The organism is Ihubacter massiliensis (assembly GCF_024125305.1).
In the GTDB taxonomy this organism is placed as follows: Bacteria; Bacillota; Clostridia; order Peptostreptococcales; family Anaerovoracaceae; genus Hominibacterium; species Hominibacterium faecale.
Genome location: NZ_JAMXVH010000001.1, coordinates 3,065,180 through 3,090,288, shown reverse-complemented (window position 1 = coordinate 3,090,288; position 25,109 = coordinate 3,065,180). Strand labels below are relative to the sequence as shown.

Here is a 25,109-nt window from a genome sequence, read left to right as displayed (position 1 = left end):
GCGGATTTTTATCAAAGTTTTCCCAGATGACGCAGCAAGGGAAATGAAATTAAAAACAGGGCTGATACACGAAGCAACTTGTGTATCAGCCCTGTTTTCTTATCCGTTAAAACATATATAAATGGAAGCTTTCCAGCTGCCCGTCGTGGGGCAGCAAATCAGAATCTCCCTCTCCCCCCTGGCAGGCCATGATCGATGCCCGGTAGGGTATTCCTTTTTCATCCAGCTTGTATGTATAAACCATATTCCAACCTCCTTTATGTGGATTATGGTCCAGCCGGATTTTTTTTATTCCTTTAAATATTCAGCAAATCGATTTTCTTGAAATCCGACAGCTGATAGCTCCTAATCTGGTTCATCTGAACAAGATAAAACACATCCCCGATATACAGGCCCCGAATGTCATAGCAGTTGTTTCCTACCGGCTCTTTAAACACCTGCTTGAAGCCGTTTTCATACCGATAGATATAGTAGCCGGCCCCTTTTCTCCCGCTTGCAGCAAAGCCGAAAATATTCTTCTCAGGGTCGATCATGACTGCCCGATGATTGGACAGGACTTCTGCGTCAAACGTATCCTTTATGATAACCGTACTTTCTTCCTTCACCTGGGAAGGGTCGCTGATATCGAACATGGACAGCTTCACCCCGGAAGTAACTGCGTTTTCATCGGCAGCCTGCCCGATTCCCAGCAGCCGGTCCTTCCCGTAAAAATGCAGATATTCCGAAAAGCCCGGTATCTTCAGCGCGCCCAGGATTTTCGGATTTGCGGGGTCGGACAGATCGACGGAAAACAGCGGGTCCGTTTGCCTGTAGGTCACAAAATAGCCTCTGTCCTGGAGAAACCTGGCTGAATAGATCCGTTCATCCTTGGCTAGCTTGAGAATGCTGCCCGTTACCTTCATATTTTCGTCCAGCACATAGACGTTGTTATAGGTGCTTCCCGACGCACCGTTCAGCGTGGTGACCAGCCGCAGATAACCTTTATATTCATCCATTGAAAAAGAATCATTGAAATAACCCTTTACCTTGCCGGTCGTCTGGTATTGGATTTTCCCGTCTTTATAAGAAAACTTGCGGATCTCCGTGTCCTTTCCGTCCTGGCTCCGATCTGAAGCTGCATAGATGTGTTTCTGGCTCACATAAAACGTATCGCCGGATGAAAGAACCGATTTGCGGTCAGATGCCCGGTCCGGCTTTGTAAGATCAATTGCTGTCATCACCAAGTATTGGGGAGTCTGCGGGTTTTCCGGCACAATGATTTCCGGCATTTTGATCGTCTCCCCATTCACCAGCGGCACATATTGGTCGGTCTTATTCCGGCTTTCCGGAAGATCGGGATAATAGTTGCTGAAGATATACAGATAACCGCCCTCCATCCTGCTTGTATGAAGCTCGCCGCTCTGGGCCACAGTGCCCATATGTTCAGGCTTCTGACGGTCCTTCATATCGTAGGTGCGGACGATCGTCTCAACGCCGCCTTTCTCAGCCTGACGAGTGCCGGTAACCGACAGGCGGTCTCCTTCCACATAAAGCTCCTGTGCCGTAAGCTGGCTGTCCAGCGGAATCACAGAGCATGTTTTCATCTTTCCGGCCTTTGCCTTGACGATGGATACGGAGACATAATCCCGGTCCAAAACGTAAAGATACTCCCCGTCCGTTTTAACAATGTCACCTTCATCCACGCCTTCCACCTGTATATTGGTGTCGGAAAAAGATTCCTTCGCCGATTCGTCTTCGGAAAAGGTACGCGCCGCTTTCTCCGGGACCCCTCCTGATGCTTTATCCATGATCCGGTTATCGATCAGACTATTCTGCTGACTCGTAAGCTCCTGCAGCGTCTGATAAAGCTCTCCGTAGCTATCGCTGTCCTTGCCTTTTGTCTGGCCCAGCAGCAGGCCGCTGCCCACCACCAGCATCAACGCCGCAGCCCCGGCAATGACTTTGACCCAGGTGCGCTTCTTTTTGCGGGCTGACTGCTCCAGGCGATTTTGTATCCGATCCGGCTTCAAGCTCTCCGGAATCTCAATGGTTTCCCCATCCTTTTGCAGCTTTTTTCTCAGATCCTCTTCTCTCATATGCTCTCCTCCTCCCCTAGAAACCGCCGCATTTTTTGAAAGGCTCTGCTCATCTTGGAGCGTACTGTTGGCGCGGGAAGTCCCATTTGCTCCCCGATTTCGCCGCTGCGATATCCTCCGAATACGGAGAGGGCCACAATCATCCGCTCCTGGTCGCTGAGCTGTTCAAAGGCTTCCCTCAGACTGAGGGTCGTGCCGGGGTCCGCTGCCAGATAAGGCTCATCTTCCTGCCCCAGCTGCTGCTGACGCTCCTTTTGCTTCAACTTTTTGCGGCATTGATTGACCACAATCTGAAACATCCAGCTTTTGAAAGCATCCGCCTTTTTCAGCATCCCGATTTTTTCGAAGGCTGTCATAACAGCCTCGCTGACCGCATCTTCCGCATCCTGAGGCTGTTTCATCGTGTAAAAGGCGAAGCGATACAGATCCATGTATATTTCTTCATAAAGGGCGGCGAAGGCTTGGGTGCTGCCCTTCTTTGCCTGCCGCACCAGTTCCTGACGGTCAATATTCATGGCCAATCTCCTTTCTTTCACTTATTTGATCTTCAAGCGGCCCTGATTGTTGCATAGGAAGAAAACTTTTTTATGGAAATGCCGGATCTTGCCGGCTCATCATTTTCATCGTATACTTAACCATAGCACAAGGAAAGGAAAAACGAAATGATTACTTACAGAAATGAAATCTCTACAGAAGCTTATCATACACTTAGACACGGAGTTGGATGGAAGGCGCTGGACTCGGCGCAGGCCGCCAGAGGCTTGAAAAATTCCGCTTATCTCATATCCGCCTGGGACGGCGGTCTGCCGGCGGGCATGGCCAGGGTGATCAGCGATGGGGGTTATATGTTCCTGATCGTCGATGTTATGGTCCTGCCGGAGTATCAGGGCCGGGGGATTGGCAGAGAGATGATGAACCGGATCAACAGCTGGATCGATGAGCTGGCCAGAGACGGCAGCTGTATCATGGTCAATCTGATGGCCACCCCCGGCAATGAGAGTTTCTATGAAAAGCTGGGCTTTGTAACAAGGCCCAACGACCACATGGGCGCCGGCATGGTCCGCTGGATCAACGGGTGATTGGCAGCGATAATTCTCTATTTGCCCTTCATTAATTTCTTGTAATAGCTCTCAGCCGTATACAAAGCCGCAGCCGGATTGTGGCCCAGCACCCGGTCTTTGGTGACAACGGTTGTGGCCAGTGCCTGTGAGTATTTATAAAACAGGCTGTCATGGCCTACGCACAGACCCATGACCAGGTTGAGATCGGTCCCCGCCTCATTGAGCAGCTTGGCCTGCATGATCGGGTTGCACATGGAAACGCCCAGTTCCTCGCATTTGGCATCAATGCCTACGGAAGTCTTGGGGATAGCCCCTACTTTGCATGCAACGCCGTAAACCTCAAAACCGCGGTTCCTCAAAATTTTAGTCAGGGTTCTCGACTCCTTGAGCAGACCTACGCAGGTGGCGATGCCCAGCTTCTTGGCGCCGATTTTTTCGGCAAAATTCATCACCTCTTCCACCCTGCAATCCATGCAATATCCTTCTGTTTCCACCTCAGCGGCCGCAATGGCAGCCCGCTTATTCTCCTCCTGACCGTAGCACTGCAAAACTTCCTCAACCTGCTCGTCCGTCAGCGCAGCAGTCGGACAAAAGTCCGGGTACATCCGGTCCAAAAACTCGCAGTTGCGCACAGCGCAGTCCACACAGGACATGGTTTTATCACTCATAAGCATCCTCTTTTCTCATTAAACTTTATTCCTATTATACCTTTCTTTTGCTGCCCGCTGCAATCCATTTCAGCCACTTAATACCAGGAATAAATGGATTGGCAATCAGGGCCGATTGTGATACTCTATAGATAACCGTATATTGCTCCTTTCTAATACGAGGAGGACTCATTATGAAAAGAAGAAAGATCCTATCTATCACAATCTGCGTCTGTCTGCTCATCTGCATGTTCCCGCAGCTGGCTTTCGCCGCAGAAGCTGATCCGCAGGCCAATCAGCAAACAGAGCCTGTAATCAGCACCGATGCCGCAGAGCCGCAGAAAGCGCCTGCCGAAGTCACAGACCCTCCCGAAAGCCCAATGCCGCAGGCAGAGCCGACTACTGCTGACGACAAGGGCGGGGAACCGCAAGGCACGGTCCAAAATCAGAGCACCTCTGAGCAGGAAAGTTCTGCCGCCGCTCCTTCAGATTCTCCGACAGAGTCACCGCAGCCTGAGCCGGCATCTGTTGAAAGCTCTAATGCTTTTAGTCAAAGCCAAGCCAGTACGCCTGCCGCTGAGCAGGAGACTTCTGCAGCTTCCCTGACGACGAAAAAAGCCGCGGCTCCAATGGAGGGCGCCCCCAAAGAACAAGCTGGCGCTGCCAAGTCTAAGACCATTGCTACCGTAAAGAAAACGGCTGCCGGAGTCACCATATCCGGCGGAATCGAAGGCAAGGACTGGGTTTACGATTCCAGTCAGCAGACCCTGGTCATCCAAAAGGACGGGATTACCGTCAGCGGAACAGCCACCGACGATCTGGCAATTCTCTGCACGATGGCAGTGACCGCCATTACCATCGATAATCTGGATCATGGCAGCAATGTAATTGCCTTGATGTCGGCGGACGAAAACGGCAATTCTCTGACAGACCTTACCATTAAGATTCAGGGGGAAAACCGCATTGACGCAATCGTAGGAATGGGTGATATCACCCTGGTTGGTACGAAAAACAGCCGCTTGGATTTGACCCTGGGCGCGATGGCATTCCAGGATTTGAATTTTAAAAACGCAGTGGTCAATGGAGGTTCCTTTATGGCGATTCGTGATCTCAATATCAAGGGGAAATCGGTGGTCACGGCTAAATTTAACAAATACCTGTCTCCTGGCGATACCGCTGCCATGATTTTTGCCGGGAGGGATCTGAATATTGATCTGGCAAAAGGCGGAAAGGTCACGGCTGATGGATATGCGGGGAGCAGCAAGTACCATTATCAGGACCGTACTTTCCCTCTTCTGGCCGGACGCAGCATTAACATCAGCAAAGGCAGTCACGTATCTACTCCCAGCGGCGGAAAGGTGGGGACCTATTACGACGAGGGACTTTCCCTGCAAGCAATCCTCAACGCCGACGGAAGCCCTGCTGTAGATGCCTCGGTCCAGTACGGCACCGATAAATCCCTAACCGCCAGCGCCTCTGTATCCGACATTTCCTCTTCACCCCAGACCGGAGACTATGGTGCAGGACTGGTATTCCTTTACATCGTACTGCTGGCTGCGGGAGCAGCCGCCCTCATCAGCAGGAGAAAAACAGAATAAACATACTGCCATAACGATAAAAGCGGTCAGCTGCGTGAAGGAAAGAAATTTTCTTCATGCGGCTGACCGCTTTCTATTTGCTTAGTTTTCCCGGCCCAGGGTCTTTGTCTACAGCTGCCTCAGGGCATCCACGATCTCGATCTTTTCCGCACTGGTATCTTGGGCGGATTTGATCACTCTGGCCGGAACGCCTGCAACCACAGCGCCAGCCGGAACGTCTTCAATGACAACAGCCCCTGCGGCAACCACCGCGCCTTTTCCAACCCGGCAGCCTTCCAGGACTACTGCATTAGCGCCGATTACTACATTATCTTCAATGGTAACAGGCGTTGCGTTGGGCGGCTCGATCACGCCGGCCAGGACCGTTCCTGCACCAATATGACAGTTTTTTCCAACTGTCGCTCTGCCGCCGAGAACCGCTCCCATGTCAATCATGGTTCCTGAACCTATAACGGAGCCGATATTGATGACCGCTCCCATCATGATTACTGCGTTATCACCAATCTCAACCATATCCCGGATAATGGCGCCCGGTTCAATGCGGGCATTGATGTTGCGCGTATCCAAAAGCGGGATTGCCGAATTGCGGCAGTCGCTTTCTACTACAAAATCTTCAAGTTTATCTTTGTTGGCTTCAAGCACAGGGCCCAGCACCTTCCAATCGCCAAACACGATCTTATCGCCGGTTCCGAATACCTGGCACTCTCCAAAATCCACCGGCGCTTTTTCTTTAACATAGACTTTTACGGGAGTCTTTTTTTCTGCGTTTCCTATAAATTCTATTAATTCTCTTGCTTCCATCTGTAACTCGCTTCCTTTTTTAATCGCCAAACAGCACATTTTCCATATTATACAAGCCTGGTCCTGCTGTCTGGGCAAAAGCCGCCGCCTTCACAGCACCTGCGGCAAAGATTTTCTTGGAACCGGCCGTATGTTTGATTTCTAAAATTTCATCATCTCCGGCAAAGATCACATCGTGTTCTCCGGCGATGGTGCCGCCGCGAATAGCATGGATGCCGATCTCCCGTCCTCTTTTGCGGTTTCCTTCTCTGCCGTGTACTTCCTCATATTTCCCTTGGCCGTTGATGGCATTTACCAGCATCTTGGCCGTACCGCTGGGTGAATCCAGCTTTTTGTTATGGTGCTTTTCAATAACCTCGATATCAAAGCTATCCTCCAGAATCGGCGTGATCTCTTGCAAAACCCGCTTCATCACCGTGATGCCCAGAGAAAAGTTGGCTGCAAATACCACCGGTACCTGCTGGGCCATATCCGTAATCATTTGCTGCTGCTCCAGGCTGAACCCTGTGGTCGCGATCACTGCCGGGCAAGACCTGGCAATGCAGTAGTCCATCAGCATTTCCAGATTGTCCGGGTTGCTGAAGTCGATGACCACGTCCACTTGACCTTCAATATCGTGAATCCGCTCCCCGTTCCTCGGTTCCACGATTCCCGACAGGGACATGCCCTGGTGTTCTTCAATCGTTTGGGCCAGTACATGGCCCATTGCTCCTGCGCCTAAAATGGCTGCGTTCATATTCTCCTCCTCCCATTTTCCTTTCTGCACAAATACCTTATAGTAAATCGATCGCTTTCATGGTCTCGATCAGTTTTGCCTTTGTATCTTCTTCCATGGGACACAGCGGCATTCGATAGCCGCCTACGTTCATTCCCACCAGATTCATGGCCTCCTTAATTGGAATCGGATTGGTTTCGATAAAGAGCGCATTGATAAAGTCCAGATAATACTTCTGCATATCAGCGGCCTTTTTCACATCGCCCTCCAGATAGGCCATGGCCATCTCATGTGTCTGACGCGGCAAAATGTTGGCCAGCACGGAAATGATTCCCGCTCCGCCCATTGACATCAGAGGGATGGAGATATCGTCGTTTCCGCAGTACACGTTAAAATCATCGGTGATCAGCCTGGAGATTTTGGTGATAAAGGACATGTCTCCGCTGGCTTCCTTAATGCCTACAATATTCTTATGCTTGCTGATCTCGGCTAATGCTTCATAAGTCAGAGAAACGCCCGTCCGTCCGGGAACGTTGTAGACATAGATGGGAATATTGACCGCATCGGCTACGGTATAGAAATGGTTGACCATTCCTGCTTTGTTGGTTTTGTTGTAATAAGGGGTGATGACCAGCAGGGCGTCAGCTCCCATTTTTTCGTATTTGATGCTCTGTTCCATGGCGATCATCGTATTGTTGGATCCGCTGCCTACGATGATGGGAACTCTGCCTGCCGCAGTTTCAATGGAGATCCTGGCGATCTCATCTTCTTCGGTTATGGTCAGAGCCGGTGTTTCCGCCGTAGTTCCCAGCACCAGAATGGCGTCGGTCTGCTCGGCTATATGCCATTCGACCAGCTCTCTAAGCTTGTCGTAATTGACGCTTCCGTCTTCGTTGAATGGTGTAATCAATGCCACCATTGAGCCTCTTATCATTTTAAATTTCCTCCTGAATATATGTACCTTCCGCAACCCTTACCGCAGGACCGGCCATCGTTACTTCGCCGTCCGGCAGCTGCTCGATGATCAAGCGGCCGTATGGCAGGCGGACCGTTACTTTGCTGCCGCATCTGCCCTGCCTGATACCCATGACCAGAGACGCGCAGGCTCCTGTGCCGCAGGCAAAGGTAAACCCTACACCCCGTTCAAAGGTCTTGATGGCAAGTGTTTTGGAATCCATTCTCTTTACAAAATTTACGTTGGTTTTCTCGGTGAAAACGGGATGGTTTGAAAGCTGGCTTGCCGCTGATTCGGAAGGAAATTCCTCCACCCAGACCACCGTATGGACCGTGCCCATAAAACAGCTGCTGACCGTAAAGGTTCCTTCTGTGGTCTCCAGTTCCTGCGCAAGAAAGGTCTCCGAACCGTCAAGAACGCCGAAATCGGCCGACCGAAAGCTGGGCTTTCCCATGCTGATCTTGACCAGGAAGGGGGAAGTTTCGATCCTGTTTACGATCATTTCCCCCGCCAGTGTCTTGACCGGATAAACCGCTTCTGTCCGAATCCCGTTATCAAAGCAATATGCCGCAAAGCAGCGGATGCCGTTTCCGCACATGGGAGCGCGGCTTCCATCCATATTGTAAAAAACCATCTCCAGCTCCGGCTCTTCCCTGACGACAATCAGTCCGTCGGCTCCGATTCCGGTAGCGGCGCAGCACACGGCTTGCGCCAGCAGGCTGTAGTCCTTTCCCAGAACATCCTGTTCTTTTACAATGATAAAGTTGTTCCCGCATCCGTGATACTTGGCAAATGGAATCATTGCTTTTCTCCTTACAGATCAAATGCCTGCGCTAAGGCAAGGGCCGCTTTGATCTTCCACTCCATATCCACGGTTACGGAAATGGAGATTTCAGAAGTCGTTATATGATAGTATTTGATGTCATTGGCCGCCAGTACATTAAACACTTCGCTGGCCACGCCGGAATGAGTTGCCATTCCTACACCCACCAGAGAGATCATCGCCAGATCCTCTTCGCATTCAACGGTTACGCCGGCAAAGGCTTTGTCTGCATCGATATGCTTTTTCAGTTCTTTGCCCTGTGCTCTGGTGCAGCTGAAGGATACGGAGCAAGTATCCTTGCCCGTGCTCTGCTGGGAGATCATATCAACATTGATGTTCAGCTCTCCCAGAATCTTGAAGCATTCGGCAACGGTTCTGCCGTCGTTCTTTACATTCTTCAGTGTGAAAATAGCGATATCTTCCTGGATGCTCATGCCTGTAACCGGCATATCTTCTACTAATAAATTATCGTTGTTCATGATGTATGTTCCTTTACTTTTATCCCTTTCCAATGACTTTCCTAAAAATAACTTAACGCCGTATTTTTTGGCCAGCTCCACGCTGCGAGTTTCCAGTTTATCCGCTCCCAGATTGGCCAGTTCCATCATTTCCTCGTAGGTGATGGCGGGCAGACGCTTTGCCTGTGGATAGACCTGTGGATCAACCGTATAGAGGCAGTCTGTTGTGCTGTATACTTCGCACGGCCATTCCAGATGAGCCGCTATGGCTACGGCTGTGATGTCGGAGCCGCCTCTTCCAAGAGTGGTCACGTCTCCGTCCTCACTGACGCCCTGGAAACCGGCTACTACCGCAACCTTTCCCTGGGCAATAATTTCTTCCACCTTTTCCGTATTGATCTCTTTGATCTTGGCGTTGGTGTGGTAATCGTTGGTAATGAATCCTGATTGGAACCCGGTCATGGACACCGCCGGTACTCCCAGATTGTTGAGAGCGATGGCTAAAAGCGCAACGGACTGCTGCTCCCCGGTGGCAAGAAGGGCATCCAGCTCTCGCTTTGGAATCTCCTCGCCAACTTCCTGCGCCATCTTCATCAGACGGTCTGTGGTCCTTCCCATTGCGCTGGCAACGATAACCAGTCCGTCGCCTTCTTGTCTGGTCTCGGCCACATGTTTGGCTATGGCCTTTATTTTGTCAATGGTATCGACGCACCTGCCATTGTATTTTTGTACTACATTCATCTTTATTGTCCTTTCTTATGTGATAAAAATCTCCACTGTTTTATGCTCTGGCAGAAGACTAAAGGCTGAGCGGTTCATCCGCCTCCAGCCTGAGCTGGTCTTCATAGGACTCCCGCTTGAGCACTCTGCGGGCTTTGCCGTCTTTTACAAAGATTACTTCCGGCCGTCCTGCCCGGTTGTAATTGCTCGCCATCGAGTAGCCGTAGGCTCCGGTCGCGTACATCACCAGCAAATCTCCCTCACAGGCCGTATCAGGAAGTTTTGCTTCCTTGATGAGAATATCTCCTGACTCGCAGTTTTTCCCGGCGATACAGTAAGTTTTATTCTTAGCCTCTCCGAGACGATTTGCGATGTCACAGCTGTAATCCGCCTGGTAGAGCGCCGGTCTGATGTTGTCGCTCATGCCTCCGTCCACAAAGAGAAAGTGCTTGGTGTCGGTATCTTTACTGAATCCCACTTTATAAAGTGAGTATCCCGCCTCCCCTACAATGGACCTTCCCGGTTCGATCAGGAGCTTTTCCAGCCTGACGCCTTTTTCATCCAAAAGCCTCTCGCAGGTACGGGCCAGAATTTCCGCCATTTCCCCCAAGGGGATCGGTTTATCATCGGCAGTATATCTTATGCCGAATCCACCCCCTATACTAAGATGCTTTGTCGATATGTTGTAGCCGTCCCGCATTTCACGGATAAATCCCAGCATGATGGCCAGTGCCTCTTCAAACGCTGCCGCTTCTGTGATCTGGGAACCGATATGGCTGTGAAAACCTTTGAACTGAACGTAATCGCTAAGCATGGCGATGTTTACCAGTGCTTTGATCTCGTTCTTCTTGGCGATGGATATTCCGAATTTGGAGTCGGACCCGGATGTTCGGATGTATTCGTGGGTATGCGCTTCGATGCCCGGATTGACTCTCAATAGAACTTGTATGGGTTTTTTCAGCTCTTCCGCCAACCGGGCCAGTTTTCGGCATTCCATGTCGTTGTCCAGCACGACAGTTCCGCAGCCCAGCTCCAGGGCCATTCTCAGCTCTTCTTCCGACTTGTTGTTGCCGTGGAAATAGACCTTTTCCATGGGCATGCCCGCCTGGTGAGCGCAGTACAGCTCGCCGCCGCTGACTACATCCAGCCCCGCGCCCGCCTGCCGCACCTTTTCAAAGATGGCTTTGCAGGAAAAGGCTTTGGCCGCGTAGACCACTTCCGTCTCAAACCTCTGGGATTGGAAATTCTCTGTCGCTGCTGCCAGCTGCTCTTCAATTTTTGCTTCATCGTAGATCAGGAGCGGTGTTCCTGAAATTTCTGCCAGTCTTTTGCAGTCAATTCCTCCGATTTCTAATGTTGCCATGTTGTTTCTTCTCTTTTCCTTTAGTTTATTTCTGTTGATATGATCCCGCAGTCCTTTGATCTATACGAAAAAAGGCCAGCGAGCAATCCCCGCTGACCATAATTAACAGTATCTGATGGCGGAAAACGCCGCCTCCAAATGAAACTGAATCAATCAAATGTCACGAACGGATAGCTCAACTGTTTTGAATCGTGGTTCAAAACAGACAGTCACACAGCTGTTCGCTGTATGCCCACCGAAGCGCCATGCCTGGAAACTTCGATTCGGCGAAGGTACCTCCAGATCAGGTCTGTGCCTGCCGGCTCTCTGATCCTTCTTTTGCTTCGCGCCTCTATCAACTTGTGCTTAGTGTACTAGAAATTCACTGATATTGCAACCCTTTTTTGTGAATTTGTACAATTTTTTTGAATTTCTGTGTCTGATCAATAAATTGTTCTGCTCCACCGCAGATTTTTGAGCTGACAGTTCTTGCTGGTCATCAGCATCTTTCCGCCGGTTTTTCTTTGACAAGAGCCAGCGCGGATAGTATCATGGTTAAAAAAGAGAAAGGGACCAGATTTATGGATTTTCAGAAGCTGCTTACTCTCCATAGAAGAGAGTTACATAAAATTCCCGAGCTGGGCCGCGACTTGCCGAAAACAAAGGCTTATATCAAGTCTGTCTTGGATCAGCTGGATTGTCAGGTTGTTGAGGTGATGGAGTCGGGGCTTTATGCGTATTTTGATCGCGGGAAGGACACGACCACCGCCTTTCGGGCGGATATGGACGCGCTGCCGGTGACGGAAGTAAACCAGGCGGACTACACCTCTCTTCATGAGGGCAGGATGCATGCCTGCGGCCATGACGGCCATATGGCGATGGTGCTGACGATGGCTCAATATGTTGATACACAAAAGGAGCTTCCTGCCAACGTTCTTTGTATTTTTCAGCCGGCTGAGGAAACGACGGGAGGCGCAAAGGAAATCTGCGAGACCGGAGTGTTGGAAACCTATCATGTGGACCGAATCTTTGGCGTTCATATGTGGCCGTTTCTTGAGGCAGGAAGAATCTGCAGCAAAGGGGGCCCAATGATGCCCCGTTCTTCGGAGATTACTATTGAGGTGTTCGGCCGTACCTCCCATGCCACGGCTCCGGAAAATGGAATCGACGCGCTCTTGATCGGCTGCCGCTACATCGAGGAGATTTACGCTCTCCATCAAAAAAGGTGCAAGGCCGACCCCACGCCGGAGGAGCGGACAATCGTTCAAATCTGCAAGATGGAAAGCGGAACTGCGCGCAATGTTATCTCCGGTTACAGCGCATTGCTGGGAACGATGCGGGCCTTCTCCGATGAGGATTTTGCCGGACTGGTGTCCATTTTGGAGGAAACGGCGCATGCGCTGTCGGAGAAGTATGATTGCCGCATCGAAGCGTTCCACAGTGAAGGCTATCCGCCGGTATTCAACAACCGGGAGCTGTACCACCAGATCCTTCCTGCTGTAAAAGAGCATCTGTCCTATGAAGAAATGGAGCTTCCGGCTATGATCTCGGAAGATTACTCTTTTTACGGTCTGCAGGTTCCTTCGGTATTCTTTTTTCTGGGAACGGGAACCGGGATCGCTCTTCACAGCAATAATTTTGATTTCGATGAGCAGGTATTGGTCCAGGGCTTGGAGCTGTATAAGACGCTGCTGTTACATCAGTAGACTGGATTGGGTGTCGAGAGGCAGCGGTAAAGGTTTGAGGCGGGCCGGGAGTTCGTGATGGACCGAGGATTCGTAGTAGGGCCGGCAGGATTATCAGAATCTGCCGCAAAATCCGGTAAACTTCTGCGAAAATCTGCATTTTTTTAGCAAACTTGTGGGTTTGCGCAACCTCATGTTGGGGGCCACACCAAAAAATCGAACTTGGCACCTAAAAGGCCCGATTGAAGCGGCGCAATCGTTGAAAATGACGTAAATTCTAAAAATATTTTTCGTTTTTTTCCGTGCAATGACACTTGCGCTCGGATCCCGGCAGCGCCGGAATCCAGGCGCATAACGAAAGACCGGGCGGCCGCATAAAGCGACCGCCCGACCTTTTTTTATGACGCAGGAAATATCGTTAGTGATATTTCCTGCCTTTCAGCAATGTCTACTTTTTTAGAATCGGCAATGCCGACTTTGCTCTTCATATATCTAAGCGTATGTCTCGTCTTCTTCTACTTCCTTTTCTTTCTTCTTAGCGAAGATCACCGTCAGTACCTGGATAACGGCCAGTACAGCCATTACGACGGTCCATTTGTCCGTCCACTGCATGGGCAGCGACATATCTTCTGTCAGAACAAATACGATAATCGATCCAATGGCTACGACTGCGCTGAACAGACGAAGGATTCCTTTTCTCTTGATCTCCGTCTCCGGCTGGTCGTTTTCTTCATCAGCTTCCTGCTTCCTCCTTGTAACGTAGAGGATCAACAGAAGAATGCTCAGCAGCGCTGTTGCGATGGTTAAAATCAAGTTGAGGAGCGCCCAGTGGGCGCCTGCGCCTGCTGCCAGAGGTGTAGGCTGGTCTTTGATGGTAACCGGTGCTGCATCATCTCCATTATCATTGGCCGGAGCCGTCTGAGGGAGCGCTGCCGGCGGTATTGCGGCTGCAGGGCCTGCTGCCGCTGCTGCTGGGGCTGCCGCTGCTCCATTTCCCCCTGTCTGTCTCGTTGATGTTGTGGTGGTTGTCGTTGTAGTAGTGGTTGTCGTCGTTGCCGGCTGCTCCGGATCGCTATTATCAGGAACGATCAGCTCCGCGTAAACATCATCCCGTACATAGAGCCAGCAGTTATCGCTGAGATGGGCATCGCCTGTGGCATAATGGGCTGTGTGGACCGCGCCTTCAACCGCTTCATCTTCTTTTGCCTGATCCACATCCATGCTGAACCATTGGTCGCCGCCCTGAACCAGATAAGGCTGATTTTTATCCACAGTCACTGCGAAGGAACGATATCCCTCCGGCAGAGATACTTCTGCAGCTTTCTCGCTATAGAACAGATCCAGTCCGCTGTCGGGAATAGCGTCTTTATAAACGGTTACATCCAAGCCTTCATATTCCGCTTTGTTCATAAAGGTTCCCTGGAGCAGCTTCGCGCCGTTTGTGGCTTTACGACTTCCCTCAGTCCTATTAAAGGTATCTACTGCAAATTTTGTGCCGTCAGCCAGGGCAGTAACAGATGCTTTCTCGCTGACAGCGATATGGGCGGTATGTGTGTTTTCAGCACCGGAGCCAATACCGGAGGCGCCCCATCCGCCGACAGCCTTGATGGCACCGCCGTCAACGTTGATATTGAGCTTGGTATTGGACGCATATTTCCCTGTATTGGGATCTCCGGATCCAATTCCCGCTCCGCCGAGTTTTTCGCTTCTTGTGCTAGCTCCCCCTTCTGCAGTGATCGTTCCGCCGCTGATGTCAACCATAACCTCATCGGCTCCGGATCCGCCGCCGATTCCCGCTCCGCCGCCTGCGGCTCCATTGGCGGAAATTTGGCCGCCGGAAAGGATAACTGCTGTTCGATCCAGCAAAGCAGCATCGCCTCTGCCGGTAATCCCTCTATCTTGATTACTGTTGGGGGTTCCGCCGCTGCCGATTCCGGCTGCACTGCTTGTAGCGGCGCTTCCATCTGCGGCCGCGACAACCTGCCCTCCGGTAATGGTAACGTTTCCGTGTCCTTCATAGCCGCCGCCAATTCCTGCTCCGCCGTGGTTCCTGGTGGCGCCCTGGCCGCCGGCAGCTTCAATATAACCGCCGCTGATGATGATTTTGCCGCTGTCGCCGTACATGCCGCCGCCGATTCCGGCCGCGTTTCCGCCGCCCGTTGCTTTCACCTTAGCGCTGCCGCTTATGGTAATGGTTCCGCCCTGGTAATATCCGGGGCCTTTGTCTCCATCATTGCCCTTATTTTTTGAACTTCCAAGCCCGGATCCAATTCCTGCTCCGCCGCCTGCTCCTATGGCCTTCACGTCCGCATCACCGGTGATGGTGATCACTCCCCCGTCGCAGTGGTTAGCGCCGCCGACTCCGGCTCCGTTTCCGCTGCCCTTGGCTATAAGGATGCCCGACTTCATGAGAATGGTTCCGCAGGCCCGATCCGCTTTTTTATAGGAACCGTTTGATCCGCTGTTGGCAATGCCGCCGATTCCGGCCCCATTGTCACTTCCCTCTGCAGTCAGCTGTCCGTCTCCTTCAATGGTCACTTTATTTCCGGCAGTAACCTGCAGAGCAGTATCCTTGTCGCCTTCGATCTGATTCTTTCCTTCTAAAATCAGAGTCACATCGGAGCCTTCGGTTAATTTCAAAGATTTTTTAATGTTGGCATCTTTCAGTACGATCGTGCCGCTGTATTTTTTTGCTGTGATCGTGCTGCCTGTTCCTGTTACAGTAACGGTATTTTTATGATCAAATGAAGAAGTTCCCTGGGTAATCGTCTTTTCTGCAAGGTAAAGATCGCCGTCAGCCAAGTCCAGCGTGGAAGAAGCCTTTGCCTTTGCTTTTGCATCCTTTGTCACGGCTGTTTTGGTCTTTGCCGCCTTTACGGCCGGCTGCACCGGTTTTTCCTGTGTTTCTTGCTTTTGTTCTTCCTTTGCATCAACAGCCTGCTCTTTCTGAATCTGGTCTGTTTCCTTTGCATCGCTGCTTGCGGCAGCGGCCTCTGTCTGGAGGTCTGCCGGCTGGGTGCTTTCTTCAGCAGCAAAACTGGAGCCTGCGGCTTGCAGGCCAAAGAGCATGAATACTGCTGTTAAGCTTATGATTCTTAAGAATCGACGTTCTTTTCTCATGGGATTCTCCTATTCTTTCCTCATCTTGTAAGAACAGTATACACCCCAAAAGTTACATAAGGGTTACATCACAATGTAACCCTTGTCTTTTTTTCTCAATCTGTTAAATTTTTTAGCTGGGCGCCGGTAATTTCCAGCAGAGGCTTCAACGGCACTTCCATTTGCAGCCCCACCTTCCCTGCGCTGACAATGATGGTATCCTGGGCAGCCGCGCTCTCATCGACAGCAGTTTTAAACTGCTTTTTCATCCCCACGGGGGAGCAGCCGCCTTTTATATAGCCGGTTACTTTTGTAATGTCCCTGGCGGGAATCATTTCGATCTTTTTTTCGCCAAAATGTTTTGCCGCCTTCTTCAAATTCAGTTCTTCGGCTACCGGGATGACGCACACATAGTATTCTTTGCTGTGCCCCTGCAGCACCAGCGTCTTAAATACGTGTTCAACGGGCATACCGGTCGCTCTGGCCACCGACACTCCATCCAAAAACCCGTCCGGGGCCTCATATTCGTAAACCTGATAGGGAATTTTTTTCGCTTCAATAATCCGCACAGCATTGGTCTTTGTCTTGCTGCGGGCCATCCTACTTAGCCTCCTTGATCAAATAAGTATTGGTAAATCCGAATTTCTCCGAATGTACCACATCGATTACCCGAAATCCCAGGCTTTGATAGAAGGCCACATCATCATCCGTATTGGTAAAGAGCATGATCGGCAGACCCTCTTCCTTGGCAAAAGCACAAACGGCTTCCATCAGTTTGTGTCCCCGGCCCTGTTTCTGGCAGGCCGGCCGCACGCCTAAAAAGTCCGCATATAGATGGGGCTCCGGTATGTCAACCTGCTCTTCCAGCCGGTCCAACTCATCGAACAAAGCGACCCTGCACTGTTGTTCTTCTTCTGTGAGCTGAGCCATCGCCGCCTTATATTCAGGAGAATAGCTTCCAGCTTGAATATGCTTTTCTTCCGTGTAAGTCATATCCTTGGAATAGACCAGGCAGACCCCTTCATTGATGGACGGATCCAAGGCGAAAGCTTCGCCGTATTCCATATCGTAGGCCACATAGTAGCGCAGCGATGCTTCCAGTGCCGCTTCTTTGGCCCGTTTATCGGGGAAAGCGACCATCAGCTTGGGATAATCGGCAAACGCTTCTTTATAGGTTTGAATTAATTTTTCTTCATCTTCTCTTTTTAATTTATATAATCCTTTAATTTCCATAATATTCTTCCTTCATCAGTGAATGGCATAAAACATCCCGCAAGGTACCGTCGTAAATCCGATAGGCCTTACGGAGCATCCCTTCATAGGTAAATCCGCATTTTCGAATCACGCTCTGGGACCGCTTATTTTCCGGTCCGGTACAAATGCAGATCATATCCAGTTTCATCGTCTCAAAGCCGTAGCGTATTACTTCCAGGGCCGCTTCGGTCATGATTCCTTTGCCCCAGTAGGCCTCCGAAAGGGAGTACCCCAGCTCTCTGCTGTTGATATTGGGCCTGTATTTGTCCGTATCAAAGCCGATGCTGCCAATGGCTCTGCCGTTCTCCCGGTCTCGAATCGCCCAGACATTGTGAGGCCGAAAGATGGTTTTGATGATTCTCCTGGACTCCCGGACGTCCGAATGGGGTTTCCAGCCGGCGTGAGGGCCCACATTGGGATTCCTCGCGTATTCATAAAGATCTGCCGCGTCCTTTCTGGTCCAGGTGGAAAGGATCAGCCTCTTTGTCTCCAAAATTTTCATATTCACCTCCTGTTTTATAACTATACCACATAAGGTACCCATTTATCAAAGCTTTGCATATCGTATTATTGGGAGGAATATCACCATGAAAAGAATATTGACTGTAGTCCTCGTTTTGATACTCTGCTTTTCCGTCGCCCAGCCGGTCTTTGCCGCCAGTGAGCAAAGGGGCATTGACGTAAGTCAGTGGCAGGGCAGAATCGATTATGCAAGAGTACGGGATGCGGGGATTCGGGTCGTATATATGAAAGCGGGAGAAGGTTCCCGGTTTGTAGATCCGTATTTTGAGCGAAATTACCGTGAGGCCAGAAGGCACCATTTGGATATCGGGTTTTATCATTTTGTGACGGCCAGAACGGTAGATGAAGGCCGCAGGCAAGCGCATTTTTTCGCGACGTTGATTAATGAGCGAAAGATGGAATGCCGACCGGCTATGGATTTTGAAGAGTTCGGAGACCTAAGCAGGCGTGAAATCAATGCCATTGCCCGAGCTTATATGGCGGAGCTGGAAAAGTTGACCGGATTGAAACCCATGCTTTATTCGGACGCCAGCAACGTTGAAAGCCTTTGGACACGGCACTTTGCCCGTTATCCGCTGTGGGTGGCTGATTACGGCCGGGATGAACCTTACACCACTGGGCATTGGAGCACCTGGGAAGGTTTTCAGTACAGCGATCGAGGCCGAATTTCCGGTATCGACGGTCTTGTTGATCTGGACCGCTTTAAGGACGGCGTTTATTTAAAGCGCCATGAAAGAGTTAAGGAACGGCCTGTTGTGTATCGGGTAAAGCGGGGCGATACCCTTGAAAAGATTGCCCGCCGCTATGATACGACCGTAGATAGAATTGTGGAGCTCAATCCAAACCTGATCCGCCCGGGAGAAAAACTGATTATTAAACGATAGCTTGCCCCCTCCGCTTGGATCTAAATCCAGGCAAACGAGGGCGGAGAGGCTTTACCTTATATGCCAAATGGATCGAGGAAGACCAGGCGTTATCATCTACTGCCGGCAGCCCATCACAGGACAGCACAGAACAGCGGAGGGCTGTATCGGCCACCGGCGATGCCCGTACAGATCTGTGGATACCAATATGTCTGCTGACGCTTTCCGGACTTGTACTGATTTGTCTGTACCGATTTACGAAAAGACGCAGAAAGAATCATTAATCATCTATGCAGACATGTCGCTGACAAGCAGCGACGCTTTGCAAGGTATGTTCTTTTATATTCCATCAAAGAGATACGTTCACATAGTGCACCACAAAAAAACGATCAGGATTGGCTGATTTCATGGCATATCCTGATCGTTTTTTATCGCCGGGTGATCGGTCATAAACTGCCCCCAAAGAAGCAGTTCCTTCAAGGATTTTGATAGCAGCCGCTCAAAACACAGAATTCATAAAAGAGATTCATCAAGCCACAGCTAGCTCTCTTTATTCCGTCGTACTCAAGATTTCCTTGTTTTTCTCTACCTGGCTGATCTTCATCCTGCTGATGTCGGAAGGATCCACTTCTTCTTTCAGTCCCAGAATGGTCGGTCCCAGATAAATGGTATCCAGCACCTCTCCGTCCAGGGATATTTTACTGTATTCCGTAAAGTTTTCACCTTTAATATAATAATCTTCGCCGATTTTAACGATATCGTTGATCTTGATCGGATTGATGCCCATTTTCATATCTGTCGGCTTGAAGGGACTCTTCCCTCCATAGATATAGTCTTGACCGTAAAGCATATCATAGGCCAGCATTTCTAAATTCTTCATATAGCCTGCGCTGTTCTCGTATTTCTGATGGTATTCGGTCAGCAGTCCTTCATGGATACCCAGCCGGTTGAGTACATCAGCACCAATCTCGTAAGCCGCCTGATTTTTATCCTCTTTTTTTAAGCCAAAATTATCCCATATAATATATTCGGTCGAAAACAGGTCCTTGTTTTTCATCTGCTCCTCGGTCATATCCAGGGCCGGGAGATGGTCGCCGTACATGACGAGAACAACATCCTCATCGAATTGAGAGAGCCGGTCGGTCAAATCTTTGATGAAAAGGTCCATTTCATAGACCTGATTCACATAATATTCATATTGCCATTTCTGTTCCTCGGACGGAGCCTTCGTTACGCTGACTGCCGGATTTTCAAGAACTTGCTCGGTGGGGTACTTGCCATGCCCCTGTACGGAAATGGTATAGATATAATCTCTGCCTTCTGTTGATTTCATGGCATCGATCATTTGATCCGTCAGCAGACCGTCTTTGGCCCAGTTTTTTGCTGTCTTAACGACATTATTCATGTATTCCAGAGACGTAAAGGTATCGAATCCCAGGTTGGGAAACACCTTATTTCTACCGTAAAACGCCCCTCTATGATTGTGAATGGCATGGGTGGAATAGCCGATATTCTTCAAATCATAAGGAATGCTTTCGCAGGTTTTCTCCAGCAGCACCGATTTATACGGATATTCTCCCGGGCCAAAGAATTTTACACTAATTCCGGTCATGGACTCGAATTCCGTATTGGCGGTCCCTGCTCCTACGGACGGCACGGTCAAATAACCGGAGGAATATTCTTTCATCAGTTTTCGGTAGTTGGGCATGGGATCTTTCGAATAGCTGAAGCCTTCCACAAGGGTCGGGTCGATAAAAGATTCCAGCTGCAGGAAGATAATATTTGGATGTTTTTCATCCTCATCTTTTTTTTCAACCTTATAGGTGCCGTCTTTACTGAGCTCACCGCTCTTAAAAATGGACTTCACAGCCTGCTCCGAATAGCCGTCAGGCTTTCGGATACCGGTATTGAGCCAAGTACTGATAAAGCAATAGGGCACCCCATAGTCGCGGTAGGCATACGCCAGATTGCCAAAGAACGTTTCCACGGTCTTAGTCTTAACAGCCCCCTGCCAGGCTCCGAATGTGGCAATTGCAACGATTAAGATGGCAGCAATACTTCTTTTATAATTGACTTTTCTCTTTGCTTTGGGAGCGAAAAGAAACAAAAGAATCAGTCCGGCTACAAGGACAAGGATGCCGACGATTGCCAGGATCAAGGTGGCCGTGGACAAATAGTTGGTGGCGATGGAAAGCCCGTCGCCCAGATTGGCCATATCTTTTACAGTAAACGGGGTCATACGGTTGAGCAGAATAATCCCGTTGGTAACCCCTAAAGCAACCCATAGCGCGGAAATCACCACATACCAAAAAATCTTTCGTCTGAAAAGAAGGACGATTGAATAAGTGGCAAAAATAATAAATGAATTAAACAAGAATACTGCGGGGCTTTCTGCAAAAAAACGGAGGCTCCCGATCAGCGAATGCCTTGCCATCGTTTCAATGAAGAGATTCATTGCCAGCGCCAGCACCGCAGAAAACACAATACTGTTTCGCAAATACTTTCTGTAAAAAGATTTCAACTTCTCCATATTCCTCTACTCCTGATGATTTTGATGATTTTTTATGTGCTCTGTCATTTGATTGGCAATTGCGGCGAATTCATCCAGATCCAGCGTTTCCGCTCGTCTAACCGGGTCAATGTGAACCGCGTTTAGAATTTCCCTGACCGCGTCTTTTGAAAGTCCCGCGGCCCCTGTCAGAGAGTTGAGCAGTGTTTTGCGCCGCTGCCCGAAACCGGATTTAATACACACAAAGAACATCTTTTCATCAATCAGCTCCACTGGGTGCTGTTTGCGAATATCCAGTTTCAAGACTGATGAATCTACTTTTGGCTGTGGAACAAAGACTTCCTTTGGAACAGCTGCCACCTGACGAATCGTACAATAGTATTGTACGGCTGCTGATAGTGCGCCGTAAGTCTTAGAACCAGGACCCGCCTTAATCCGATCAGCCACTTCCTTCTGCATCATGATAGTGATGCTGTCCGCCGGCACATGGTCCTCCAGAATCTTCATGATAATGGGGGTCGTAATATAATAGGGCAGATTGCCGATAATCTTCACCCCGCCCTTTCCTCTGTAGCGCTCCACCAGCTCGGTGAGGTTTGTTTTGAGTACATCCTGATTAATGACGGTTACATTGGAATAAGGCGCCAAGGTTTCTTCCAGTATGGGAATCAAATTGCGGTCGATCTCAACCGCAGCGACTTTTCCCGCATATTGCGCCGCTTCCGCGGTCAGAACCCCGATCCCCGGCCCAATTTCAATGACCAGATCCTCCGGTCCGATATCCGAGCTTTCAATAATCCGGTCAATGATATTTTTATCAGTAAGAAAATTCTGGCCCAGACTTTTGGAAAGCCTGAAGCCGTGTTTTTCCCTGATCTCTTTAATGGTCGATGGTGCGTAAAGTTTCATTTATATCTCCCCAAGCTCTTTGAGGAATTGCTCTCTGGAAACGCCGTACTGATTCAGCCGGTTTAAAAAACACTTGCTGTTTCCATATCCGATCCCCAGGGCTTTCCCCAGCCTGTCTCTTCTGTCTGCGGCCTGAGGGTCGGCTGTCAGCCCGTACTTCCTCAGATCCTCCATGGTAAATTCGTTTCGATCCTCTTCAACGGTATAGTGGGCATGTTCAAGGGCCTGCTGTATACTCTGCGGCGACGCGTTCTCAATGCCGATGTCTCCGGCCTTCAAGGCGTCTGTTTTGGACAGATAGGCCTGGCCGGCATTGGGGAATTTTTCTGTGAGCCGTTTGCGTATCTCTACCCCTGCATAGTCCGGGTCGGTAAAAATAATGATGCCTTTTTCATTATACGCTTTTTCGATCAGCTGCCAAGTCTCTTTTTTGATTCCATATCCGTGGGTCTCTATGGTCTGGGCATCGACCGCTCGTTTGACTGCCGCTGTGTCATCCCGGCCTTCAACCACAATGATCTCTTTAATTTTCATCTTTCGTCTCTTTCTCTTGTTCAGTCTCGTCCGCGGATGGAACGTAAATCTTTTCCCCCGGAAGCACCAGACGCAGCTGCGTCCTGGCCTGTTCTTTGATGTAGTCCGGGTTGCTCAGCTGGTTCAGTTCCTCCTCCAGTTCCGCTTTCTGCTCCTTCAGCTCCTGCTGCTGTTTGAGGATTTCTTTCTGTTCTTGTTTCAGCGTGACGATATTATAAACGGACACACCAATGACCGCTACAATGGCAAAGATTATAGCGGCAGAGATGATGCTCCTTCTTTTTTTCGCCTGTTTGATGCTCGCTCTGACAGGCCGATCGGAAACAGGCGATGGATTCGTTCTTCCCTTTTTATGCTGTCTGCTCCTCTTTTCCTGTCGTTTGCGGCGAGCCTCCTCAATGTCGATTACCTGGCTGCTGTCTTTAAATTGTTTGCTCCTTTTTCTTTTTGCCATGTCTCTTTCTCAAACCTCTTGTCCTTTTTCCCTCACAGTGAGTTGGAAGTATTATACCACAAAAGCATTTCTTCCACAACAAAACCCCGATTGCGAACGCGCAGACAGCATGGACGCTGAGACGGCCGTATGCACAATAATAAAGAAACTGTGACGTGATTACGGCAGCCGCCAGCCAGAAGAAAATCTCCAGGCAGACTCGGATCCACTTGTGGATCTTAATCCGCCCGCAAAGAAAAGAACATAACTGATAGAAAAGCATGAAGGCAATCCCAGCTCCCAGCATGACCAAGCACTGGCCTGCCTGCTCTTTTATCAGGTCGGTCAATTCTATACTCATTTAAGAATCTTTCGGATGAGCCCTTTTTCTGATTTGTCTTTTTTCTGCGTATAAGCCAGCGAATTGATCTCGCCTGTGATCACGGCCTTTCCTTCGCCCAGATCGAGCATCTGGATATGCAGCCCTTTGCCTTTGATCAAAAGGCCTCCTGTCTTTAAATTAGCGCAGATTTCTTCTTCGTCGAAGTTGTCGATATCCGCCACTTCGGTGACGGTTATCTTCTCCCTGTTATCAATGGTAATCACATGGTTTTCCATAGGCAAATTCCTCCTTATTAGCAGTATATTGCCCGGGAAAGGTTCCTAGAACGATTACCTGTCTGTGCTTTATCTACTTTCCTATTATAATGCAAAAGTTCTTTCCGTTTATTACGATCTTCTTACAGTTCTAATAGATTTTCCTTAAGTTTTATGATCCGGTGATGCATGGTATTTTATTTCTCTGGAATAAAAAAAGAAGTAAGAATGCATCTTTTTGATAGCATTTTTGTCTCTTAAAAGAAGGCTGACGCTATAATGTAGTGGCTTTGTCTAAATCTGTCGAAAAGCTTCGAAGTGTGCCGAAATAACGGTACAATATTCTGATCTAATAAGCTGTATTTTTTGATTCTTCTCCCGTATCATTGTAGAAGGGAGTGATAGTTGTGACATTACAGAAAAATATGTCTAATATGATGAATGCCATCCGAACGAGTCGCAAGCAATCCATTGCTGAATTTTCAGAAGAACTGGGTATCTCGCGTTCTTCTACGCAGGAGCTGTTAAAAGGCACCGGAAATCCCAGAATGGACACGGTTGAACATATCGCCCATCGACTGAAGGTCGATCCGCTGACGCTGCTTTCTTGTTCCTATTCGGAAAAGCAATTGGAAAGTACACTTTTGTTATTAAAAACCATCGATGCCTTTTCTAAGCTTTCTGATGAAAAGAAGCTGAAATTTGCATCTTTATTTCAAGAATTAATTTTACTTATGGAGTCTGAAACATGATTACGAAAATACGAGAATTACTGTGCTGCCTTGGGATTACTGCCAATTACACAGGGTTTTATTACACGTCCTACGCCGTTTACCTTGCAATGGAAGACATGGAATGTTTGTCCCTTGTGACCAAATACCTTTATCCGGAGGTAGCCAAACATTATCACACCACTCCGGCCTGCGTGGAGCGTAATATCCGTACTGTCATTCAAATTGCCTGGGCACAGAATTCCAGCCTTCTAATCCGCTTGTCAAAAGACACGAACCTGCGCAAGCCCACTACAGCACAGTTTATCGCTATTCTTACAACCCATTTTCTAGAATCGGATCGCAGTGCTGTCCCAAATTAGGATAAATTTGTATACCTTTTTCGCCACGACCTCAGAGGCCAAAAGCTGCGGAGCGAAAACAAAATGCCTCACTATTAAAATCTTTTAAAAACGTGTTTATTTCAGACATTTTTTAGCCTGTGATGCGTGCTACCAGATTAAAAGTATCAGGGTTTATCCCGATATCCTTCAATCCTGATCGTTTTCTCAATGGCTTGCTTCAAAAGTGTCAGTCATGAAGGCGTTTTTTTCTAAACCTTGATACTTTTCTCTGCATTGATAAAAACTCTCGAGATAGAAGACCCCACCAGTGACATAAGCCGTCCTGCCCCGAAATACCAAACTCCCGCAAAGGACGATGGCCGATTTCGCTGCAATTCCGCACTAATTTGTTCAATATGTTATAATAAAAATTATCAAGTCTTTTAATGAACTTT

At 49.3% G+C, this 25,109-nt stretch carries 26 protein-coding genes and 1 riboswitch; of the genes, 6 read left to right on the top strand and 20 right to left on the bottom strand.

Translation table 11 applies throughout. The features are described from left to right. Nucleotides 1–106: 106 nt before the first annotated feature. Genes NIA71_RS14355 through NIA71_RS14345 form a run of 3 tightly spaced genes read right to left on the bottom strand, consistent with a single transcriptional unit; the run spans nt 107 to nt 2,590 of the window. Nucleotides 107–244: a hypothetical protein gene (locus NIA71_RS14355; protein WP_253020757.1), complete on the bottom strand. Its 138-nt coding sequence runs from the start codon at nt 242–244 to the stop codon at nt 107–109. 52 nt (nt 245–296) lie between these two features. After that, nucleotides 297–2,075, bottom strand: a complete 1,779-nt coding sequence (locus NIA71_RS14350) for a beta-propeller domain-containing protein (RefSeq protein ID WP_253020756.1) — start codon at nt 2,073–2,075, stop codon at nt 297–299. Further along, a complete protein-coding gene (locus tag NIA71_RS14345; RefSeq protein WP_253020755.1) occupies nt 2,072–2,590 on the bottom strand; it encodes an RNA polymerase sigma factor in 519 nt (172 codons plus the stop codon). Before NIA71_RS14345 ends, NIA71_RS14350 begins: the two co-directional genes overlap by 4 nt. A 147-nt stretch (nt 2,591–2,737) precedes the next feature. Here NIA71_RS14345 and NIA71_RS14340 point away from each other — a divergent pair, with 147 nt between their 5' ends. Continuing rightward, nucleotides 2,738–3,154: a GNAT family N-acetyltransferase gene (locus NIA71_RS14340; protein WP_148397092.1), complete on the top strand. Its 417-nt coding sequence runs from the start codon at nt 2,738–2,740 to the stop codon at nt 3,152–3,154. Between the two features lie 17 nt (nt 3,155–3,171). On the opposite strand, the gene NIA71_RS14335 is transcribed toward NIA71_RS14340, so the two are convergent. Beyond that, nucleotides 3,172–3,804, bottom strand: a complete 633-nt coding sequence (locus NIA71_RS14335; protein ID WP_148397093.1) for a DUF1847 domain-containing protein — start codon at nt 3,802–3,804, stop codon at nt 3,172–3,174. A gap of 173 nt (nt 3,805–3,977) precedes the next feature. On the opposite strand from NIA71_RS14335, the gene NIA71_RS14330 reads away from it, so the two are divergent. Next, nucleotides 3,978–5,381 carry a hypothetical protein gene (locus NIA71_RS14330; RefSeq protein ID WP_148397094.1) on the top strand — a complete coding sequence of 468 codons (1,404 nt, stop codon included), beginning with the start codon at nt 3,978–3,980 and terminating at the stop codon, nt 5,379–5,381. Nucleotides 5,382–5,489: 108 nt separating this feature from the next. Here NIA71_RS14330 and dapD read toward each other — a convergent pair whose 3' ends face one another. The 6 genes from dapD to lysA are packed head-to-tail and all read right to left on the bottom strand — an operon-like array spanning nt 5,490 to nt 11,216. Continuing rightward, nucleotides 5,490–6,182 carry a 2,3,4,5-tetrahydropyridine-2,6-dicarboxylate N-acetyltransferase gene (gene dapD / locus NIA71_RS14325; protein WP_253020754.1) on the bottom strand — a complete coding sequence of 231 codons (693 nt, stop codon included), beginning with the start codon at nt 6,180–6,182 and terminating at the stop codon, nt 5,490–5,492. 19 nt (nt 6,183–6,201) lie between these two features. Next, nucleotides 6,202–6,918 carry a 4-hydroxy-tetrahydrodipicolinate reductase gene (gene dapB, locus NIA71_RS14320; protein WP_148397096.1) on the bottom strand — a complete coding sequence of 239 codons (717 nt, stop codon included), beginning with the start codon at nt 6,916–6,918 and terminating at the stop codon, nt 6,202–6,204. 37 nt (nt 6,919–6,955) lie between these two features. Continuing rightward, nucleotides 6,956–7,831, bottom strand: a complete 876-nt coding sequence (gene dapA, locus NIA71_RS14315) for a 4-hydroxy-tetrahydrodipicolinate synthase (RefSeq protein WP_253020753.1) — start codon at nt 7,829–7,831, stop codon at nt 6,956–6,958. A 1-nt stretch (nt 7,832) separates the two neighbouring features. Next, on the bottom strand, nt 7,833–8,654 hold the full coding sequence (dapF, locus tag NIA71_RS14310) for a diaminopimelate epimerase (RefSeq protein WP_148397098.1): 822 nt from the start codon (nt 8,652–8,654) through the stop codon (nt 7,833–7,835). 11 nt (nt 8,655–8,665) lie between these two features. After that, nucleotides 8,666–9,874, bottom strand: a complete 1,209-nt coding sequence (locus NIA71_RS14305; protein WP_148397099.1) for an aspartate kinase — start codon at nt 9,872–9,874, stop codon at nt 8,666–8,668. 58 nt (nt 9,875–9,932) lie between these two features. Beyond that, on the bottom strand, nt 9,933–11,216 hold the full coding sequence (gene lysA / locus NIA71_RS14300) for a diaminopimelate decarboxylase (protein WP_253020752.1): 1,284 nt from the start codon (nt 11,214–11,216) through the stop codon (nt 9,933–9,935). Between the two features lie 163 nt (nt 11,217–11,379). After that, nucleotides 11,380–11,558: riboswitch (Lysine riboswitch) on the bottom strand. Between the two features lie 188 nt (nt 11,559–11,746). Here lysA and NIA71_RS14295 point away from each other — a divergent pair. Further along, nucleotides 11,747–12,901, top strand: a complete 1,155-nt coding sequence (locus tag NIA71_RS14295; RefSeq protein WP_253020751.1) for a M20 metallopeptidase family protein — start codon at nt 11,747–11,749, stop codon at nt 12,899–12,901. A 471-nt stretch (nt 12,902–13,372) separates the two neighbouring features. On the opposite strand, the gene NIA71_RS14290 is transcribed toward NIA71_RS14295, so the two are convergent. The 4 genes from NIA71_RS14290 to NIA71_RS14275 all read right to left on the bottom strand — a co-directional run bounded on the left by NIA71_RS14290 (nt 13,373) and on the right by NIA71_RS14275 (nt 17,735). Beyond that, nucleotides 13,373–16,000: a hypothetical protein gene (locus NIA71_RS14290; RefSeq protein WP_253020750.1), complete on the bottom strand. Its 2,628-nt coding sequence runs from the start codon at nt 15,998–16,000 to the stop codon at nt 13,373–13,375. A 95-nt stretch (nt 16,001–16,095) separates the two neighbouring features. Beyond that, complete coding sequence (gene ybaK / locus NIA71_RS14285) at nt 16,096–16,578, bottom strand: Cys-tRNA(Pro) deacylase (protein ID WP_253020749.1); 483 nt, start codon at nt 16,576–16,578, stop codon at nt 16,096–16,098. A gap of 1 nt (nt 16,579) precedes the next feature. Next, nucleotides 16,580–17,212, bottom strand: a complete 633-nt coding sequence (locus NIA71_RS14280) for a GNAT family N-acetyltransferase (protein ID WP_148397104.1) — start codon at nt 17,210–17,212, stop codon at nt 16,580–16,582. Further along, the gene (locus NIA71_RS14275; RefSeq protein ID WP_148397105.1) at nt 17,202–17,735 is read right to left on the bottom strand and encodes a GNAT family N-acetyltransferase; all 534 of its coding nucleotides are present in this window, start codon (nt 17,733–17,735) and stop codon (nt 17,202–17,204) included. The genes NIA71_RS14280 and NIA71_RS14275 overlap by 11 nt, the downstream gene beginning before the upstream one ends. A gap of 85 nt (nt 17,736–17,820) precedes the next feature. Here NIA71_RS14275 and NIA71_RS14270 point away from each other — a divergent pair, with 85 nt between their 5' ends. Then, a complete protein-coding gene (locus tag NIA71_RS14270) occupies nt 17,821–18,639 on the top strand; it encodes a GH25 family lysozyme (protein ID WP_148397106.1) in 819 nt (272 codons plus the stop codon). Between the two features lie 529 nt (nt 18,640–19,168). On the opposite strand, the gene NIA71_RS14265 is transcribed toward NIA71_RS14270, so the two are convergent. From NIA71_RS14265 to NIA71_RS14245, 6 genes are read right to left on the bottom strand one after another with little or no spacing between them, the layout of a single operon-like run. Further along, nucleotides 19,169–21,148, bottom strand: coding sequence for an LTA synthase family protein (locus NIA71_RS14265; protein WP_253020748.1), 1,980 nt, complete (start codon nt 21,146–21,148; stop codon nt 19,169–19,171). A gap of 6 nt (nt 21,149–21,154) precedes the next feature. After that, the gene (gene rsmA / locus NIA71_RS14260) at nt 21,155–22,036 is read right to left on the bottom strand and encodes a 16S rRNA (adenine(1518)-N(6)/adenine(1519)-N(6))-dimethyltransferase RsmA (RefSeq protein WP_148397109.1); all 882 of its coding nucleotides are present in this window, start codon (nt 22,034–22,036) and stop codon (nt 21,155–21,157) included. Beyond that, the gene (gene rnmV, locus NIA71_RS14255) at nt 22,037–22,570 is read right to left on the bottom strand and encodes a ribonuclease M5 (protein WP_148397110.1); all 534 of its coding nucleotides are present in this window, start codon (nt 22,568–22,570) and stop codon (nt 22,037–22,039) included. After that, nucleotides 22,560–23,024 carry an FtsB family cell division protein gene (locus tag NIA71_RS14250; RefSeq protein ID WP_148397111.1) on the bottom strand — a complete coding sequence of 155 codons (465 nt, stop codon included), beginning with the start codon at nt 23,022–23,024 and terminating at the stop codon, nt 22,560–22,562. The genes rnmV and NIA71_RS14250 overlap by 11 nt, the downstream gene beginning before the upstream one ends. Further along, nucleotides 22,993–23,364, bottom strand: a complete 372-nt coding sequence (yabQ, locus tag NIA71_RS20100) for a spore cortex biosynthesis protein YabQ (protein WP_148397112.1) — start codon at nt 23,362–23,364, stop codon at nt 22,993–22,995. The genes NIA71_RS14250 and yabQ overlap by 32 nt, the downstream gene beginning before the upstream one ends. Beyond that, entirely contained in the window at nt 23,361–23,621 is a 261-nt protein-coding gene (locus NIA71_RS14245; RefSeq protein WP_148397113.1) for a YabP/YqfC family sporulation protein, read from the bottom strand. Before NIA71_RS14245 ends, yabQ begins: the two co-directional genes overlap by 4 nt. 386 nt (nt 23,622–24,007) lie before the next feature. On the opposite strand from NIA71_RS14245, the gene NIA71_RS14240 reads away from it, so the two are divergent. Continuing rightward, on the top strand, nt 24,008–24,352 hold the full coding sequence (locus tag NIA71_RS14240; protein ID WP_148397114.1) for a helix-turn-helix domain-containing protein: 345 nt from the start codon (nt 24,008–24,010) through the stop codon (nt 24,350–24,352). Further along, nucleotides 24,349–24,693, top strand: a complete 345-nt coding sequence (locus NIA71_RS14235; RefSeq protein ID WP_148397115.1) for a sporulation initiation factor Spo0A C-terminal domain-containing protein — start codon at nt 24,349–24,351, stop codon at nt 24,691–24,693. The genes NIA71_RS14240 and NIA71_RS14235 overlap by 4 nt, the downstream gene beginning before the upstream one ends. Nucleotides 24,694–25,109 lie beyond the last annotated feature (416 nt).

What these genes read in the sequence shown, in the direction of transcription:
- NIA71_RS14355 (WP_253020757.1), bottom strand. Translation starts at nt 244, where the DNA reads ATGGTTTATACATACAAGCTGGATGAAAAAGGAATACCCTACCGGGCA.
- NIA71_RS14350 (WP_253020756.1), bottom strand. Translation starts at nt 2,075, where the DNA reads ATGAGAGAAGAGGATCTGAGAAAAAAGCTGCAAAAGGATGGGGAAACC.
- NIA71_RS14345 (WP_253020755.1), bottom strand. Translation starts at nt 2,590, where the DNA reads ATGAATATTGACCGTCAGGAACTGGTGCGGCAGGCAAAGAAGGGCAGC.
- NIA71_RS14340 (WP_148397092.1), top strand. Translation starts at nt 2,738, where the DNA reads ATGATTACTTACAGAAATGAAATCTCTACAGAAGCTTATCATACACTT.
- NIA71_RS14335 (WP_148397093.1), bottom strand. Translation starts at nt 3,804, where the DNA reads ATGAGTGATAAAACCATGTCCTGTGTGGACTGCGCTGTGCGCAACTGC.
- NIA71_RS14330 (WP_148397094.1), top strand. Translation starts at nt 3,978, where the DNA reads ATGAAAAGAAGAAAGATCCTATCTATCACAATCTGCGTCTGTCTGCTC.
- dapD (WP_253020754.1), bottom strand. Translation starts at nt 6,182, where the DNA reads ATGGAAGCAAGAGAATTAATAGAATTTATAGGAAACGCAGAAAAAAAG.
- dapB (WP_148397096.1), bottom strand. Translation starts at nt 6,918, where the DNA reads ATGAACGCAGCCATTTTAGGCGCAGGAGCAATGGGCCATGTACTGGCC.
- dapA (WP_253020753.1), bottom strand. Translation starts at nt 7,831, where the DNA reads ATGATAAGAGGCTCAATGGTGGCATTGATTACACCATTCAACGAAGAC.
- dapF (WP_148397098.1), bottom strand. Translation starts at nt 8,654, where the DNA reads ATGATTCCATTTGCCAAGTATCACGGATGCGGGAACAACTTTATCATT.
- NIA71_RS14305 (WP_148397099.1), bottom strand. Translation starts at nt 9,874, where the DNA reads ATGAATGTAGTACAAAAATACAATGGCAGGTGCGTCGATACCATTGAC.
- lysA (WP_253020752.1), bottom strand. Translation starts at nt 11,216, where the DNA reads ATGGCAACATTAGAAATCGGAGGAATTGACTGCAAAAGACTGGCAGAA.
- NIA71_RS14295 (WP_253020751.1), top strand. Translation starts at nt 11,747, where the DNA reads ATGGTTAAAAAAGAGAAAGGGACCAGATTTATGGATTTTCAGAAGCTG.
- NIA71_RS14290 (WP_253020750.1), bottom strand. Translation starts at nt 16,000, where the DNA reads ATGAGAAAAGAACGTCGATTCTTAAGAATCATAAGCTTAACAGCAGTA.
- ybaK (WP_253020749.1), bottom strand. Translation starts at nt 16,578, where the DNA reads ATGGCCCGCAGCAAGACAAAGACCAATGCTGTGCGGATTATTGAAGCG.
- NIA71_RS14280 (WP_148397104.1), bottom strand. Translation starts at nt 17,212, where the DNA reads ATGGAAATTAAAGGATTATATAAATTAAAAAGAGAAGATGAAGAAAAA.
- NIA71_RS14275 (WP_148397105.1), bottom strand. Translation starts at nt 17,735, where the DNA reads ATGAAAATTTTGGAGACAAAGAGGCTGATCCTTTCCACCTGGACCAGA.
- NIA71_RS14270 (WP_148397106.1), top strand. Translation starts at nt 17,821, where the DNA reads ATGAAAAGAATATTGACTGTAGTCCTCGTTTTGATACTCTGCTTTTCC.
- NIA71_RS14265 (WP_253020748.1), bottom strand. Translation starts at nt 21,148, where the DNA reads ATGGAGAAGTTGAAATCTTTTTACAGAAAGTATTTGCGAAACAGTATT.
- rsmA (WP_148397109.1), bottom strand. Translation starts at nt 22,036, where the DNA reads ATGAAACTTTACGCACCATCGACCATTAAAGAGATCAGGGAAAAACAC.
- rnmV (WP_148397110.1), bottom strand. Translation starts at nt 22,570, where the DNA reads ATGAAAATTAAAGAGATCATTGTGGTTGAAGGCCGGGATGACACAGCG.
- NIA71_RS14250 (WP_148397111.1), bottom strand. Translation starts at nt 23,024, where the DNA reads ATGGCAAAAAGAAAAAGGAGCAAACAATTTAAAGACAGCAGCCAGGTA.
- yabQ (WP_148397112.1), bottom strand. Translation starts at nt 23,364, where the DNA reads ATGAGTATAGAATTGACCGACCTGATAAAAGAGCAGGCAGGCCAGTGC.
- NIA71_RS14245 (WP_148397113.1), bottom strand. Translation starts at nt 23,621, where the DNA reads ATGGAAAACCATGTGATTACCATTGATAACAGGGAGAAGATAACCGTC.
- NIA71_RS14235 (WP_148397115.1), top strand. Translation starts at nt 24,349, where the DNA reads ATGATTACGAAAATACGAGAATTACTGTGCTGCCTTGGGATTACTGCC.